The 14061-nt window shown below is 71.3% G+C and carries 12 protein-coding genes; 7 read left to right on the top strand and 5 right to left on the bottom strand.

The window, feature by feature from the left end; all coding sequences use genetic code 11:
• The coding region (locus tag ENSA5_RS33610; protein WP_146156395.1) for a glycosyltransferase at positions 1–359 on the top strand (359 nt) is incomplete at its 5' end.
• Between the two features lie 69 nt (positions 360–428).
• On the top strand, positions 429–1529 hold the full coding sequence (gene ychF, locus ENSA5_RS33605) for a redox-regulated ATPase YchF (RefSeq protein WP_106395814.1): 1101 nt from the start codon (positions 429–431) through the stop codon (positions 1527–1529).
• Between the two features lie 61 nt (positions 1530–1590).
• Here the strand turns inward: ychF and ENSA5_RS33600 are convergent, their stop codons facing one another.
• Genes ENSA5_RS33600 through ENSA5_RS33590 form a run of 3 tightly spaced genes read right to left on the bottom strand, consistent with a single transcriptional unit; the run spans position 1591 to position 6131 of the window.
• Entirely contained in the window at positions 1591–2688 is a 1098-nt protein-coding gene (locus tag ENSA5_RS33600) for an FAD:protein FMN transferase (protein ID WP_181198431.1), read from the bottom strand.
• Positions 2689–2719: 31 nt separating this feature from the next.
• On the bottom strand, positions 2720–4882 hold the full coding sequence (locus ENSA5_RS33595; protein WP_146156394.1) for a class I SAM-dependent methyltransferase: 2163 nt from the start codon (positions 4880–4882) through the stop codon (positions 2720–2722).
• Between the two features lie 43 nt (positions 4883–4925).
• Positions 4926–6131: an Ig domain-containing protein gene (locus ENSA5_RS33590; RefSeq protein WP_146156393.1), complete on the bottom strand. Its 1206-nt coding sequence runs from the start codon at positions 6129–6131 to the stop codon at positions 4926–4928.
• A 46-nt stretch (positions 6132–6177) separates the two neighbouring features.
• On the opposite strand from ENSA5_RS33590, the gene ENSA5_RS33585 reads away from it, so the two are divergent.
• The gene (locus ENSA5_RS33585; RefSeq protein WP_146156392.1) at positions 6178–7683 is read left to right on the top strand and encodes a hypothetical protein; all 1506 of its coding nucleotides are present in this window, start codon (positions 6178–6180) and stop codon (positions 7681–7683) included.
• A gap of 51 nt (positions 7684–7734) precedes the next feature.
• The gene (locus ENSA5_RS33580; RefSeq protein ID WP_106395809.1) at positions 7735–8379 is read left to right on the top strand and encodes an L-threonylcarbamoyladenylate synthase; all 645 of its coding nucleotides are present in this window, start codon (positions 7735–7737) and stop codon (positions 8377–8379) included.
• A gap of 19 nt (positions 8380–8398) precedes the next feature.
• Here ENSA5_RS33580 and ENSA5_RS33575 read toward each other — a convergent pair whose 3' ends face one another.
• On the bottom strand, positions 8399–9319 hold the full coding sequence (locus ENSA5_RS33575) for a class II glutamine amidotransferase (RefSeq protein ID WP_106395808.1): 921 nt from the start codon (positions 9317–9319) through the stop codon (positions 8399–8401).
• Positions 9320–9329: 10 nt separating this feature from the next.
• Positions 9330–9983, bottom strand: a complete 654-nt coding sequence (locus ENSA5_RS33570) for a hypothetical protein (RefSeq protein ID WP_106395807.1) — start codon at positions 9981–9983, stop codon at positions 9330–9332.
• A gap of 69 nt (positions 9984–10052) precedes the next feature.
• Between ENSA5_RS33570 and ENSA5_RS33565 the strand changes: the two genes are divergently transcribed.
• From ENSA5_RS33565 to ENSA5_RS33555, 3 genes are read left to right on the top strand one after another with little or no spacing between them, the layout of a single operon-like run.
• Positions 10053–12602 carry a prenyltransferase/squalene oxidase repeat-containing protein gene (locus tag ENSA5_RS33565; protein ID WP_106395806.1) on the top strand — a complete coding sequence of 850 codons (2550 nt, stop codon included), beginning with the start codon at positions 10053–10055 and terminating at the stop codon, positions 12600–12602.
• Positions 12599–13075: a hypothetical protein gene (locus ENSA5_RS33560; protein WP_106395805.1), complete on the top strand. Its 477-nt coding sequence runs from the start codon at positions 12599–12601 to the stop codon at positions 13073–13075. The genes ENSA5_RS33565 and ENSA5_RS33560 overlap by 4 nt, the downstream gene beginning before the upstream one ends.
• Positions 13072–14058: an HTTM domain-containing protein gene (locus tag ENSA5_RS33555; RefSeq protein WP_106395804.1), complete on the top strand. Its 987-nt coding sequence runs from the start codon at positions 13072–13074 to the stop codon at positions 14056–14058. Before ENSA5_RS33560 ends, ENSA5_RS33555 begins: the two co-directional genes overlap by 4 nt.
• Positions 14059–14061 lie beyond the last annotated feature (3 nt).

Raw genomic sequence — 14061 nt, 5'->3', positions numbered from 1 at the left:
TCCTCGGTCAGCTCCCCCGCCCCGCCCTCGCCCGCGCCTACGCCAGCGCCGACCTGTTCCTCTACCCGAGCACGACCGAGACCTTCGGCAACGTGACCCTCGAGGCCATGGCCTCGGGCCTGCCGACGGTCTGCGCCAAGGCGACCGGCAGCGACGCCCTCGTCGTCCCCGGCGAGACCGGCGAGCTCGCGACGCCAGGCGACCCCGCGGCCTTCGTCGCCGCGATCACCCCGCTGCTCCAGGACCGCGCGCGTCGCCAGGCCATGGCCCGCGCCGCCCGCTCCCGCGCCGAGTCGATGACCTGGTCCCGCGCCCTCGACCAGCTCGCCGGCCACTGGCGAGACGCCCGCGAGCCCTGAGCCGAGCTCCGAGCTCCCCTCGACCGCGGGTCCTGTCCAAGCGCCCGCCTGCATGCTACGCCCCGCCTCATGGCCCTGTCCGTAGGCATCGTCGGCCTCCCCAACGTGGGCAAATCCACGCTCTTCAACGCCCTGTCCGACGCCGGCGCCGAGGCGGCGAACTACGCGTTCTGCACGATCGAGCCCAACCACGGCATCGTCCCGGTCCCCGACCCTCGGCTCGACGCGCTCGTGAAGGTCATCGTGCCCAAGAGCATCGTCCCGACGACGATCGAGTTCGTCGACATCGCCGGCCTCGTCGCGGGCGCGAGCAAGGGCGAGGGCCTCGGCAACCAGTTCCTGGCCCACATCCGCAGCGTCGACGCGATCGCCCACGTCGTCCGCTGCTTCGAAGACGACAACATTCAGCACGTCGCCAACAAGGTCAGCCCGACCGACGACCTCGAGACGATCGACACCGAGCTGATCCTCCGCGACATCCAGTCGCTCGAAAAGCGGCTCGAGCGGGCGCGCAAGCAGGCCAAGAGCGGCGACAAGACCGAGAAGCTCGCGCTCGAGCTGTGCACCCGGGCGATCGATGAGCTCAACGAGGGCAAGCCCGCCCGCGCGCTCGAGCTCAGCACCGACGAGGCCGCGATCATGCGCGAGCTCGACCTGCTCACGTCCAAGCCCGTGTTCTACGTGGCCAACGTCGGCGAGGATCAGCTCGCCGCCGGGCTCGACGACCCGATCGTCGCGCGCCTCGTCGAGCGCGTCAGCGAGAGTGGCGCCGAGGTCGTCGTGATCTCGGCCAACCTCGAGGCCGAGATCGCCGCGCTCGAGCCCGAAGACCGGGCCGAGTTCATCGCCGAGGCCGGCCTCGACGAGCCCGGCCTCGACCGCCTGATCCGCACCGCCTACGCGCTGCTGGATCTGATCACCTACTTCACGGCCGGCGAAAAAGAGTGCCGCGCGTGGACGATCAAGCGCGGGACCAAGGCCCCGCAGGCCGCGGCCGTGATCCACACGGACTTCGAGCGGGGCTTCATCAAGGCCGAGGTCATCGGCTGGCGGACGCTGATCGAGCTTGGGTCCGAGGCCGCGGCCAAGGCCGCGGGCAAGCTCCGCATCGAGGGCAAGGAGTACGTCGTCGAAGACGGCGACGTCATGCACTTCAGGTTCAATGTCTAGCAGCCCGCCCTGCTAGCAGCCCGGCCCTCCCGGACAGGAGCCGGGCTGTGTCCGTCGGCGCTCAGCCGTCTTCGCGAACGAAGCGCTCGCCGAGGCCCGAGGACACGTGGAGCTGGCCGTCGGGCCCGATGATCACGGCCTCGAGCTGCGCGCGGGCCTCGACGAAGGCCAGGCCCTGCTCGGGGGTCATCACGCTGACGGCGGTGCAGTAGGCGTCGGCGTCGGTCGCGGTTTGGGCGATCAGGGTCACGCTCTTGGGGCTGCGATCGACGGGGATCGGCCAGCCGGTCCGAGGATCGAGGATGTGGGTGTAGTGGACGCCGTCCCACTCGAAGTAGCGCGCGTAGTTGCCCGAGGTCACGACGGCCTCGTCGCGGGCGACGATGTGGCCGACCCGGCCGACGGTCTCGTCGGGATCCTGGACGCCGACCCGCCACGACTCGGCGCCCTTCTTGCCGCTGACCTGGGTGTCGCCGCCGGCCTCGACGATGTGGTTGGCGAAGCCGCGCTCGTGGAGCAGCGCCGAGGCCCGGTCGACCGCGTAGCCCTTGGCGATCGCGCCGAGGCCGATCTTCATGCCCGGCTTGGCCAGGGCGACGGTCCCGGCCCCCGCGTCGAGCTCGACCGCGCGCCAGTCGACGCTGGGCAGCTGCGCGGCGATCGCCTCGGCCGGAGGCGGCTTGCTGCCGGCCTCGAAGCGCCACAGCTGGCCGACAGAGTAAAAGCTGACGTCGAACAGGCCCTCGGTGTCGGCCGAGATCGCGGCCGCCCGCCCGAGGATCTCGACGAGCTCCGGGGGGACCTCCACGGGCACGCCTTGGCCCCCGTCCTGGCGGTTCACGCGGCTCAGATCGCTGGTCTCTCGCCACTCCGACGCGATCGCCTCGATCCGCGCCATCTCGGTCATCGCGTCGGTGATCGCCTCGCTGGCCGCGAGCGCGTCGCCCTTGGTGCCGACCCACAGGTTGATCGACACGTGGGTGCCCATCAGCTCGGTCTCGGCGAAGATCGTGCCGTCCTTGCGGACGAGCGAAGCGGCCTCGCTCGCCGTCGCCCGCTCGGGCCCGGGCTTGGCCTGTGCGCGCTCGTCAGACGCCGCCGGCTCCCGCCTGCACGCGCCCGCCGAGGCCAACAAGACCACGACCACCGAGCACGCCAAGCACCTGGCCCCCCGCACCGCGAGCACGCTGCTACTTCTTCTTCCTGGGCGGTGGCGGCGGCGGCGGCAGCACGCCCGACTGGCTGGCGGCGGGATCCGGCGAGATCCTGTCGAAGGCGTCGGCGATGTCTTCGTCGTCATCGAACTCGCCGTGGATCAACGAGTCACCGGGGAGCTCCTCGATGTCGTCGATGTCGTCGATCTCCTCGAGCTCCTCGTCGTCGAGCATCGCGGCGAAGGGGTCGGCCTCACCGGGCTTGGTGACCCGCGGCGCAGGGCCAGTCCCGGCTCCCCCGGACCCGGTCGAGGGCGGCGCGACGGGCCCCTTGCCGGCCCCGCTGCCCTCGCGCTTGGGCAGGCGCGCGAGCAAGGACTTGGTCCCGCTCGCTTTGGGTCGCGTCTTGCCCGGCGGGGGCACGACCTCGGACTGCGCGCCGGGGATCGGCGGGATCGGGGCGACGCCCGACGAGCCGGCCCGCCGCGGGAGCTTGCTCGCCAGGCTGCCGCCGCCGAGGGGCTTGGGCGGCGGGAGCTTGGGCGCGTCGGCGCTCGGCGGAGGCGGGAGCTTGCCCGGCAGCGGTGAGGCCCCGCTCTCGCCCGACTTGCGACCTGGCAACCTGCTGGCCAAAGAGCCCCCCCGACGATGAGTCCCCGACTTGCTCGCGATCGGCCCGGTCCCGCTCTCGCCGGGCTTGGGCGCGAGGCCCGGAGGCCTGGGCGACACGCCGCTCTCGCCCGGCTGGCGCGACAGCCCCGGAGGCCTGCGCGACACGCCGCTCTCGCCCGGCTGGCGCGACCCCGAAGGCCTGCGCGACACGCCGCTCTCGCCCGGCTTGCGCACGGGCGCCTGGCTCTGCCCGGCGTCCAGCGGCACGGGCGGGTGCTCCATGGTCCCGAGGGTCGCCGCGCGACCGGAGGCGGCGTGCTTGCGCGGCTGGATCGTGGCCTCGACCTCGGCGTCCTCGGCCGCGAGCTCGGCCTCGGCCGCGGCCTCGGCGTCGAGCTCTTCGAGGAGGCCAGCGAAAGGGTCGTCGCCGCCGTCGAGGGCGACGTCCTCGACCGCGGGCAGCTCGTTGGCGCCGCTGACCTCCATGTCGGCGAAGCCCCGCCCGCCGTCGGCGAAGCCCGAGCCAGGCTCGAGGGTGTCGAGCGCGCTGGCCGAGTCGTCGGGCCCGGGAGCGCTGGGGGCCGCGTCGGACTCGTCGAGATCGATGTCGAGGTCGAGGTCGAACTCGAGATCATCGTCCGAGCCATCGAGGGCCTCGTCCCCGCCGACGCCCCAGAGCTTGGCGAGGCTCGGGTAGCGGCTCCAGTATCCGGCGGCGAAGCTGGCCCCGCTCTGATCGGGCACCCGCAGGCGCACGAGCCCGGCGACCACGGTCACGGCGAGGACGTGGCCCGCGTAGTAGGTGTCGATCGCCTCCTTGAACCGCCAAAACAGCGCCTGGGGCTTCTCGGCCCGGCCGATGATCGCCTTCCACAGGCGCAGCGGACCGTGCTCGATGACCGGCGAAAACAAGAACTCGCGGCCGCTGCGGAACAAGAGCTCGAAGCGCTCGTGCTCGACGACGAAGTCGCGCTCGCTGAAGCCGAGGGCCTCGAGCCCGGTGACCAGCTGCGAGGGCTTGGGTCGGCGGCGACGGAGCTTTTGCAAGGTCGCGACCTCGCGGCGCATGCCCTCGTCGCGGAGCATCTCCTCGAACAGATCTTCGACCTCTTGCCAGGTCCCGTACAGCGGCAGGGTCGTCATGACCTGACCGCCGGGCTTGGTCACGCGCACGAGCTCGGCGAGGGCCGGCTGCCACTCGACGACCTGCTCGCCGAGCACGAGGTTGGCGACGGCGAGATCGTAGGTGTCGTCGTTCATCCCGGTGACGTCGTCGATGTCACCGGACTTGAAGTACACGCGGCGCTTCCACTCGGGCCGCACGCGGGTCTTCGACACTTGCATCAGCCACGGGTCGCGGCCGAGGGCGACGATCCGCGAGCTCTCGTCGAGGCGCTGGAGCAGCTCGGCGGTCGTGTGGCCGGGGCCGCTGTGGATGTCGAGCGCGAAGGTCTCGGGCTCGCTCGGGAGCTCGCGCATCAGCAAGCGCGCGAAGCGATCGTGCCAGATCGGGGCGACCTCGCGGTCGATCACCCGCGCGAGCTTCTGCTCGCGCACGCTGGCTGCCGTGCTCCGCGGGTTGCTCACCGAGGCAGTCTAACGGGATCCGAGGGCCAGGGTCCGAGAGATCTCAGGGGTTGCCGGCGACGGGGTAGCCGACCACGTCGAAGTGGTATTTGGTCTGCGCGTTCTGATCGAAGTTCGCGCTGCCGACGTCGCAGTCGGCGCCATTGTCCGAGGTGCAGTAGAGCATCTCGAACGAGGCCACGAAGGGCCGGGTCGCGAAGCCCGCGCTCGGGGTCGGGCCCATCGCGGTCATCCCGTGGGTCATGCCCGTGTCGCTGCTTTCGGCGTTGAGCGCGAAGGGCGGATCGAAGGGCGAGCAGGTCACGTCGTAGCGGAACCCGTAGCTGTTGCAGAGCGCGGGGTCGTCGTTGCAGGCCGGGTCTTCGATGTCCCACACGTAGCTGCCGTCACCGAACAAGAGCGGCGCGTTGGGATCGAACTCGAGCAGCCCGGGCTTGAGGTCGGACTCCTCGACCGCGTTGGCGGTCACGGTGATGTCGTGGAAGGTGTCGACGTCGTTGCTCGCGCAAAAGGGCACGCGGGTCTTGAAGCCGCTCTGCTCGATCTCGACCATCCACACCCAGGTCCCGCGACGCTCGCCCGTGATGTTGCCCGAGTGGGTGCAGCTCGAGTCGTTGAAGGTGATCCCGGGCGGCAGGCGGCCGTTGCCGTCACCGAGCGGGCAGGGCAGATCCCCCGAGTTAACCGCGCTGCAGGTGATCTGCGTACCGTCGCCGCCGCCGAGCAGCGCGATCATCTCGTCGCGCGAGGAGGTGTGGGGGATGCAGTGCATCGGCTCGGTCAGGACGGCGTTGGAGTTGAGCGGCTCGTTGATCAGCAGCGGCCCGCAGCTGGCGTCGAAGGACTGGCCCTTGCCCTCGTCGAACACCGTGATCGTGATGTCCTGGTACTCCATGTTCCCGGGCGGCTCGGGGACGCCCATGATCTCGCCGGTGTTCGGGTCGATGCTCAGCCCGGGCGGCAGGTTGGTCGCCATCCAGTTGCTGTAGTTGCCGCTGCCGCCGCCGACCGGCGGGATGAAGCTGTAGGTCGCGCCGACGGCCCCGTCGGGGAACATCTCGCAGTCGACGCCGACCGCGGTGCCGCCGGGATCGGGGACCAAACAGATGCCCGTGTCCGGATCGATCTCGAAGCAGTCGGGCGCGAGGGCGTCGCGGCTGCAGCTGCTGGCCACGGTCAGGACCGCCAGGATCGGCAAACCTAGGCCTACAGTCCGCACCACGCTGGGGAAATTCTTGGGCTCGCGCATGTAGAACAGTCTCCGAGGAACGCCGCGCAGCATATCATGGCCGCTCGTGGGCGCGCCAGATTCGCAGGCCGCCGGGGGCCCGCGCCCCGGACCCTCCCGGACCGAAGCCTGGGTGCTGTGGTCGCTGATCGCGGCCGCGGTGGTCAGCCGACTCGTGTGGGTCGTGTGGGTTCATCCCCCGCGAGACCACGTGTTTAGCGACATGGCCCACTACGTCTATCGCGCGCGGCTGGTCGCGGCCCTCGAGGTCCACGCAGGCGCGCGCGAGATGGCCTGGCAAGCCTGGGGCACCCACGCGCTGCTGGCGATCCCGATCGTGCTCCTGGGGCCGGGCCAGTCGGCGCTCGAGCTCGCGGGCTTGATGTGGGCGGGGCTGTCCGCGGCGACGGTCGTGCTCGGCTACCGCCTCGCCGCGCGCGTGCTGCCCGGCGGCCAGCCACACTGGCCGGCGATCGCGGTCGGCCTCGCGCTGCTCGTGTGGGTGCCCCTGGTCTCGCACACGGGGTTCTTCGTCAGCGAGACTCCCTATACCTGCATGCTGCTCGCGACGACCCTGGGTGCCGTCCGGCTCATCCAGGACGGTCGCGGCGCGACCTCGGCGGGAGTGTCGGGCGCGGTCGCCTTCGTCCTCCGTCCGCAGTCGGCGGTGTTCTTCGCCCTGCTCGGCGCGGCCTGGCTGCTCGATCGTCGTCACCGCGACGCGCCCGGCGGGTCCCGCGGAACCTGGTCGCGGCGGGTCGACACCCGCGCGGCGCTGCTGTTCGCGCTGCCCCTGGCCGTGGCCCTGGCGATCTCGATGATCCGGGTCCGGGTCTACACCGGCGAGTTCGGCGGCGTGGCGGAGAACGCGAGCATGAACCTGACCGCGGGCCGCTGCCACAACATCGTGACCCGGGCGTACCCGAGCGAGGCGGCGCGCGCCTCGGCCGAGCAGACCGGCAGCCCCCGCGCCGACCGCCGGATCAGCTTGCCGGGCTTTCGCGCCCTCGGCCGCGAGGGGCCCGATCACCCGCTGGCGCTGCGCCCGGCCCTCGGCGGCGAGAGCATCGACGTGGTCGGCTACATCGGAGATCGAGGGGTCCACCGCGAGGTCCGTCGGCGCTGCTACGCGGCGACCGGCGTCGGCGGTCAGCTCCGCTACAGCGTCAGCAACGTCGCCCTGCTGTGGATCATCGCGCGGCCGTGGCCCGAGAGCTCCGACCGCGGCGCGCCCGAGTTGCTGCCGCTCGCCCTGCGCGGCCGCGATCTCGCCGCCTCGCTCGCCCCGCTGAGCCTGCTCGGGATGATCCTGGCGTTGGTGGCGTGGGCCCGGGCCTCGCCGCGCCCGGGCTCGCCCCCCTCGCCGAGCCCGCCTGCGGACCCCCGGCCCGCGGGTCTGGGCGTGTGCGCGCTGCAGCTCTTGTCGCTGCTGATCACGGCCGCGGTGTTCTTTGGCACGCCGCGGCTGCGCACGCCCTACGACCCCTATGCCCTGGTCCTGGCCACCGCCTTGGTCCTCGACCTGCTCGCCTGGCTGTGGACCCGACGCCGCCGCGTCGCAGCCAAGTCGTAGCCAAGGCGCGGATCTGCGGCTACCCTCCCGGCCCCAACGAGCTAGGCCGTCATGTCCGCCGCACGTCAGCACCACTTCGCCCGCCTGCGCATCGACCCGGACCGCCCGGACCCGCGCAAGCTGATGCCGGCCGTCGACGCCCTGCGCCGGGGCGAGGTCATCATCTACCCAACCGACACGGGCTACGCCTTCGGCTGCGCGCTGTCGAGCGCGCGCGGGATCACGACGCTGCGCAAGCTCAAGAACATCCACTCCAAGCACAGCAAGCCCCTGACCATGCTGGTCGAGAGCCTCAACGACATGGGCCGCTACGGGGCCATGAGCAACCAGGCCTTCCGCGTGGTCCGGCGGCTGCTGCCGGGGCCCTACACGATGGTCTTGCGGGCGACCTCCGACGTGCCGCGGGCGATGAAGAACCGGGCCCACGAGGTCGGCATGCGCCTCCCGGATCACAAGGTCTGCGCGATGCTGGTCGACCTGCTCGGTGAGCCGCTGTTGACCGGCTCGGTCACCCCGGGCGAGGAGCCGCCGGAGCTCGAGGATCCCGAGGAGCTCGAGCACCACCACGGCCACGACGTCGCCCTGATCATCGATGGCGGGCACATCTGGCCCGAGCCCTCGACGGTCCTGCGCTTCGATGACAACGGCGACATCGAGGTCCTGCGGGCTGGCCAGGGCCCGCTGCCCGACTGGTGAGCGCGCGCTCGGCCGCGGATCAGACGTCTTGGCCGACGCCCTCGAGCTCGTGCTCGAGCTCGTCGTGACGAGGCGCCACCGGCGAGGATTGCCGTCGCCCGAATCGCTGCATCTGCATGCGCCAGTCGACCCCGATCATCTCGCCGATCTCCATTGGCTCCCAGACATTGTCACCTTGCAGCGGCTCGCTCGAGAACACCAGGTGGCTGACGAAGCCGCCCTCGACCTTGCGCTCGCACTCCTCGGCCCAATAGGGGCAGCTGTCGCGCTCGGGGCAGTGCTTTTTATGAGTTGAGCAGTGCAAGAGCTTGCCACCTTGATGGGCGAGCATGGTCTGGCCATTGGTGATCACGAAGGTCAAAAAATTGCTCGTGATCGGATCGCCGCCGTCGTCTTCACACAGCTCCCCCGCGAGCTCGCGGACGATGTCGATCGCCGCGCGCGCGGCCTCGGCGAGATCGTCGAGGGGGTAGCCGCGGCGCTCGAGGTCGCAGCGCTCGGCCATCTTGCCCAGCATCAGGTAAAACAGCGCCTCGCTGTCGGTGTGGCCGAGGATGAAGCGACGCAGGACCGGCGGCACGCGGTCGAGGACCTGCTCGCGGATCTCGCCGAAGTTGGCGATGTTGCCGTTGTGGACCATGACCCAGCTGCCGTACTGAAACGGGTGGGTGTCGAACACCGTCAGCTGGCCCTGGGTCGCCTTGCGGACGTGGGCGAGCACGGTCTCGGAGGTCACGACCCCCGACACGCGGCGGAACATCTCGTCGGATACGGCCGTGGCCACGCTCTTGACCACGTGCGGGGCCCCGCCGATGTAGTAGGCCACGCCCCAGCCGTCGGGGTTGTTCTCGCTTTGCTGCATCAGCGCGTTGTCAGCGCTGACGAGGCTGCGATGCACCTGGCTTTGCATCACCGAGCGAAACCCGAAGATCCTGCACATCTTCTACAGGTTACTTTCTCTTCCACGCGAACCGAAACACGACCTGCGCGGGCGTGTCGAGCACCCGCTCGAGCAGCTCGACCTCGCCCTCGTGGTCGGCCCGCCCGCACAAGATGAGCAGCGCGTGCATGACCGTGGCCACGGCCGTCAACCAGGCGTCGTCGCTCGCGCACGCGGGCGGGAGCTTGGCCAGGCGCATCTCGACCTCGCGCCACTCGCGGGCGCGCGCGCGGTCGGGGTCGAGGCTTCGGCTCACGCTCCACTGCCCGCAGTCGCGGTAGAGCAGGCCCCACGCGGGCGGGACCAGACGCGCGAACGAGCCCGGGTCGAGGCCGAACAGGCCGACCGCGGTCTGGACCACGTTTTGGAGGATCGACGCGGCCATGAACTCGCGCAGGTTGGCGAGCACGAACTCGCGGGTCCGGGCCGAGCCGAGGACCGTGTCGAGCGCGCGCTGGAGGGCGAGGTCGGCCTCGATCGGCAGCCACACCAGCGGGCCCGCGCACTCGATGCTGGTCTGGTGGGTGTCGCCGAGGCGCTCGCGGATCTCCATCGCGGGCGGACCGAACTCGTCGCAGGCCGAGAGCAAGGCCCGGAGGTAGCTGGCCCGAACCGCGGGCTCGGGGCTCGCGTCAGCCTGCGTCGTCGCGCCGTCCTCGCTCACCCGGTGACGCTAGCAGGACCGGCCGCAGCTCTCCAGTGGATCCGAGCGGGTGCGGTATCCTCCCGCGCGATGTCGACCGGCCAAGCCGAGACCCAAGCGGACACGCGGCCCGCCCCCGCCCGCCCAGGCGGCTCGATGCCCCGCTGGTCGCTGGCCCTCGTCGCCAGCGTCCACGCGCTGATCTTCGCGTGGGCCGGCATGCAGCTGCCGTGGTCGGAGTGGTCCGGCTTCGCAATCGTCTGCTACCTGCTCGCGTTCGGCCACGGGCTCACGGCGGTCTCGGCCGCGCTCCGGCTGCGGCTGCTGACCCCGGTCTGGCGGGTGAGCTCGGTGTTCGCGTTGATCGTGCTCGGGTGGCTGGCGTGGGAGCTGACGAGCGCGGCGAGCTACCTCGCGGGCCTCTACGGCAGCCTCGGTGAGGGCCTCGGCGCCGCGCTCCTGGCCGTGATCGGCCTGGTCGCGCTCCTGACCTTGCCGCTGTCGTGCTGGGGTCTGGCCGCGACCTGGCGGCGCAGCTTCAACGCCGGCTTGTTCGGGGCCACGCCCCTGCTCTTGACGATCTGGACCCTCGGGGCCCTCCACCAGGCCAACGACGCGGTCGCCGAGCGCGTGCCGCTGCCGGGCACGAGCGAGGAGCTCGCCGGGCGAGACGACAGAGCCGTCAACGGTTTGGTCGAAAACCAGCTCCACGACGCCCTCGCGGCCGAGATCGACCACTGGGGCGTGCTCCCGCCGATCCCAGTCGACGGGCCGCTGCGCAAGGTCGAGGGCGGCTACCGCCACACCAAGCTGCGGGTGCCCTCGCTGTACACGGCCGCGCCGATCGCCTGCGTGCCCCAGCCCGGGGCCAGCGAGTCGGTCGCGGTCGTCACCTACCTGCGCCTGATCGAGGGCGAGCGAGAGCCCGCTCAGCGGTCCAAGCTCGCCCCGGTCGAGGCCGTGTCCCGCTGCGTCCGCGCGGCCCCCGAGCAGATCAGCGTGGCGATCGCTCGCCAGATCGCAGCCGAGTCGGTCCAGGGCCCGGTCAAGATCGATCTGATCCGCGGCCTCGCGCCGCTGCGCTCGCGCGCCCCCCTGCTCGACATGCTGGCCCTGCGCCCGGGCCTCGACGGCGTGTGCGACGAGGAGCACTGCCTGATGCCGTGGCAGCTCGTGGCCCTCGATCAATTCATCGTCAACGAGCCGCTGCCGTGGATCCCCGACTTTCGCTTTGGCATCTCGGCGGTCGAGCTCCGCGCGGCCCTCGGGTTCGAGGTCCCGGCCGAGGTCCTGGCCTGGGATCGCGAGCAGCGCGACCCCAAGCGGCTCGACAAGCTGCGCGAAGACAGCCGCGCGACCCCGCGACCGGCCGACGCCGCGTCGTGGCTGCTGCTCGACGGCCTCACGCGGATCGAGACGCTGAGCTACTTCGTCACCGACGACGGGGTGTTCCTGCCGCTGGTCCGAATGCACACCCGCGAGGTCCGGGTCAGCAAGGAGCGCCTCGACCACGCCCGCGAGCTGGCCGACGCCCACATCGCCAAGGCCCAGCTCCGCAACGGTCGGTTCCGCTACACCCTCGACCCCTTCACCGGCGCCCAGCAGACCAAGAGCTGGAACCTCCCGCGTCAGGCCGGGACGACCCTGGTCATGTGCGAGCTCGGCGGCGAGCCCAAGCGGACCCGGCGCGTGGCCTCGCGCTCGCTCGGGTTCATGGCCAAGCACGCCAAGACCTCCGGCGACGTCGTCGCGCTGGTCAGGCGCAGCCGCGGCGAGACGGCCGAGCTCGGCTCGACCGCGCTCCCGGCGATCGCCTTCGCTGCGTGCCGCGAGCACGTCGGTGAGCGCCACGACGAGCTCCTCGCCGGGCTGACCCGCTTCTTGCTGGCCATGCAGCGCGACGACGGGAGCTTTTACCCGCAGTTCGACCTCGTCGGCGGCGCGCCGATCGACGGGCCCGAGCCGATGTACGCGGGCGGCCAGGCGATCTTCGCGCTGTCCCTGGCCGAGAAGCTCGCGCTCGACGATCCCGAGGCCGCGGCCGCCGCCGAGCTGCCCAGCGCCGACTTGATCCACGAGGCCGTCGAGCGCGCGATGGCCTTCTACACCGGGCCCTACTGGGACACCTTCGTCCGCGACTTCTTTTGGCTCGAGGAGAACTGGCACTGCCTCGCGGCCCGGGCCTCGCTCGGGCATCACCGCAACGAGGCCTACGAGCAATACTGCGTCGACTACATGAGCTACAAAGCCCGGCTCGTGCTCGACGAGCGCAGCGCCGTGGCCAATGAGTTCATCGGCGGCTACTCGATGGGCAACATCTTGACCCCGGTCAACACCCCGGCCGCCGGGTTCGGCGAGGGCCTCGCCGCGGCGATGGCGATCAAGCACGCGCGCGGCGAGGACCTCGAGGCCGAGCGCGCCCAGATGCGCGCGGTCATCGAATTCCTGCTCCGCCAGCAATGGAGCGAGGACAACTGCTTCGCCTGCGCGCCCCATCGCACGGTCCTCGGCGGCTTCTCCGAGTCGATGAGCGCGCCGGAGATCCGCATCGACTACACCCAGCACAGCTGGGCCGCGCTCGGCCACGGCGGGTCGTGGATCTACGACGAGCTGCCGGACAAGGCGCCGGGCGATCCATGAGCGCGCCGCTGCGAAGGGCGCCCGCGCTGCTCGTGAGCGCGCTGTTCGTCGCCGCGGCGGTCTGGCCGGCGCTGCGCGAGCCCCCCCGCGACTCCTTCCCGCTGTCGAACTATCCGATGTTCTCGACCGTGCGCGACAAGCCATGGTTGGACGTGATCGTCGGCTTTGACGCCGAGGGGGAGGAGCACGAGATTCGCCCCAACCTGGTCGCCAACATCGAGGTCATGCAGGCGGCCCAGACGATCCGGCGCGCGGTTCGGGCCCGGCGCGCGAAGCTGCTGTGCGCGCGGGTGGCCGAGCGCGTCGCGGCCGACGGCGAGCTCGGCCACATCGTGCGATTGGAGGTTCAGCGGCGGCGCTTCGATCCGCGCACTTATTTCTTGGACCCCGAGGTCGATCCCGACGGCGCGACGCCCCTCGCGGTCCGACGAAAGGCGCGCTGCCGGGTCCCAGTCGCAAAGGACCGCTCATGACCGAGGCCGGGCCCTCACCTTCGATCTGGGGCCGCCTCGACCGCTGGTGGTTCGAGCCGGCGCCGGCCCTGCGCCTGGCGGTCCTGCGCGTGCTGATCCTTGGCTACGGGCTCATCTGGCTGATCGGCTTCTCGCCCATGCTGCTCGGCGCGCTGCGCTTCGAGCCCGACCGCTTCGCGCCGGTCGGGGTCGTCAGCTTGCTCGACGCGCCCCTCGGCGTGGGCGTCGGGGTCGCGCTGTGGCTGCTCGCGGTCGTGTCCGGGGTCGCGGCCTTGCTCGGCTGGCGCTTCCGCCTCGTCGCCCCGGTCCATGCCCTCGCGCTGCTGTGGGTGGCCAGCTACCGCAATTCGTGGGGCATGGTGTTCCACACCGACAACCTCCTGGTCATGCACACGCTGATCCTGGCGCTGCTCCCGGCCAGTGACGCGTGGTCGCTCGACGCCCGCCGCGGCGGCGCCCCAGCGACGAGCGCCCTCGATCCTCGCTACGGCTGGGGGCCCAAGCTGATGGCGACGATCACCACGATCGCCTACGTGCTCGCCGGGGTCGCCAAGCTCCGCAACGCGGGCGGCGCGTGGCTCGACGGCGGCGCGCTGCTCAACCACGTGGCCTGGGACAACCTGCGCAAGGTCGAGCTCGGGGCGACCCACTCGCCGCTCGGGGCGGCGCTGTGCGCCTATCCGGCCGTGTTCGTGCCGCTGGCGTGGATGAGCATGGTCCTCGAGCTCGGCGCCCCGATCGCGCTCTTGGGTCGGCGCCTGGCCTGGGCATGGACGATCGGGATGTGGTGCTTTCATATTGGCGTCGCGGCGATCATGGCGATCGTGTTCGCCTATCCCGTATCGGGCCTCGCGTTCGCGCCGCTGTTCGCCGTCGAGGTCCCCGCCCTCTCGCTCGCCGCCCGCGCCCGCGCTCGCTGGCCCAAGTCCAGGCTGCTCGCCTTGCTCCCCACCCCCGCTCCGACCCCCATCTCGCCAGGCTAAAGA

The organism is Enhygromyxa salina (assembly GCF_002994615.1).
Classification (GTDB): domain Bacteria; phylum Myxococcota_A; class Polyangia; order Nannocystales; family Nannocystaceae; genus Plesiocystis; species Plesiocystis salina_A.
Note: the sequence above shows the minus strand (reverse complement) of the source record. Positions and strands in the feature narration are given on the sequence as shown.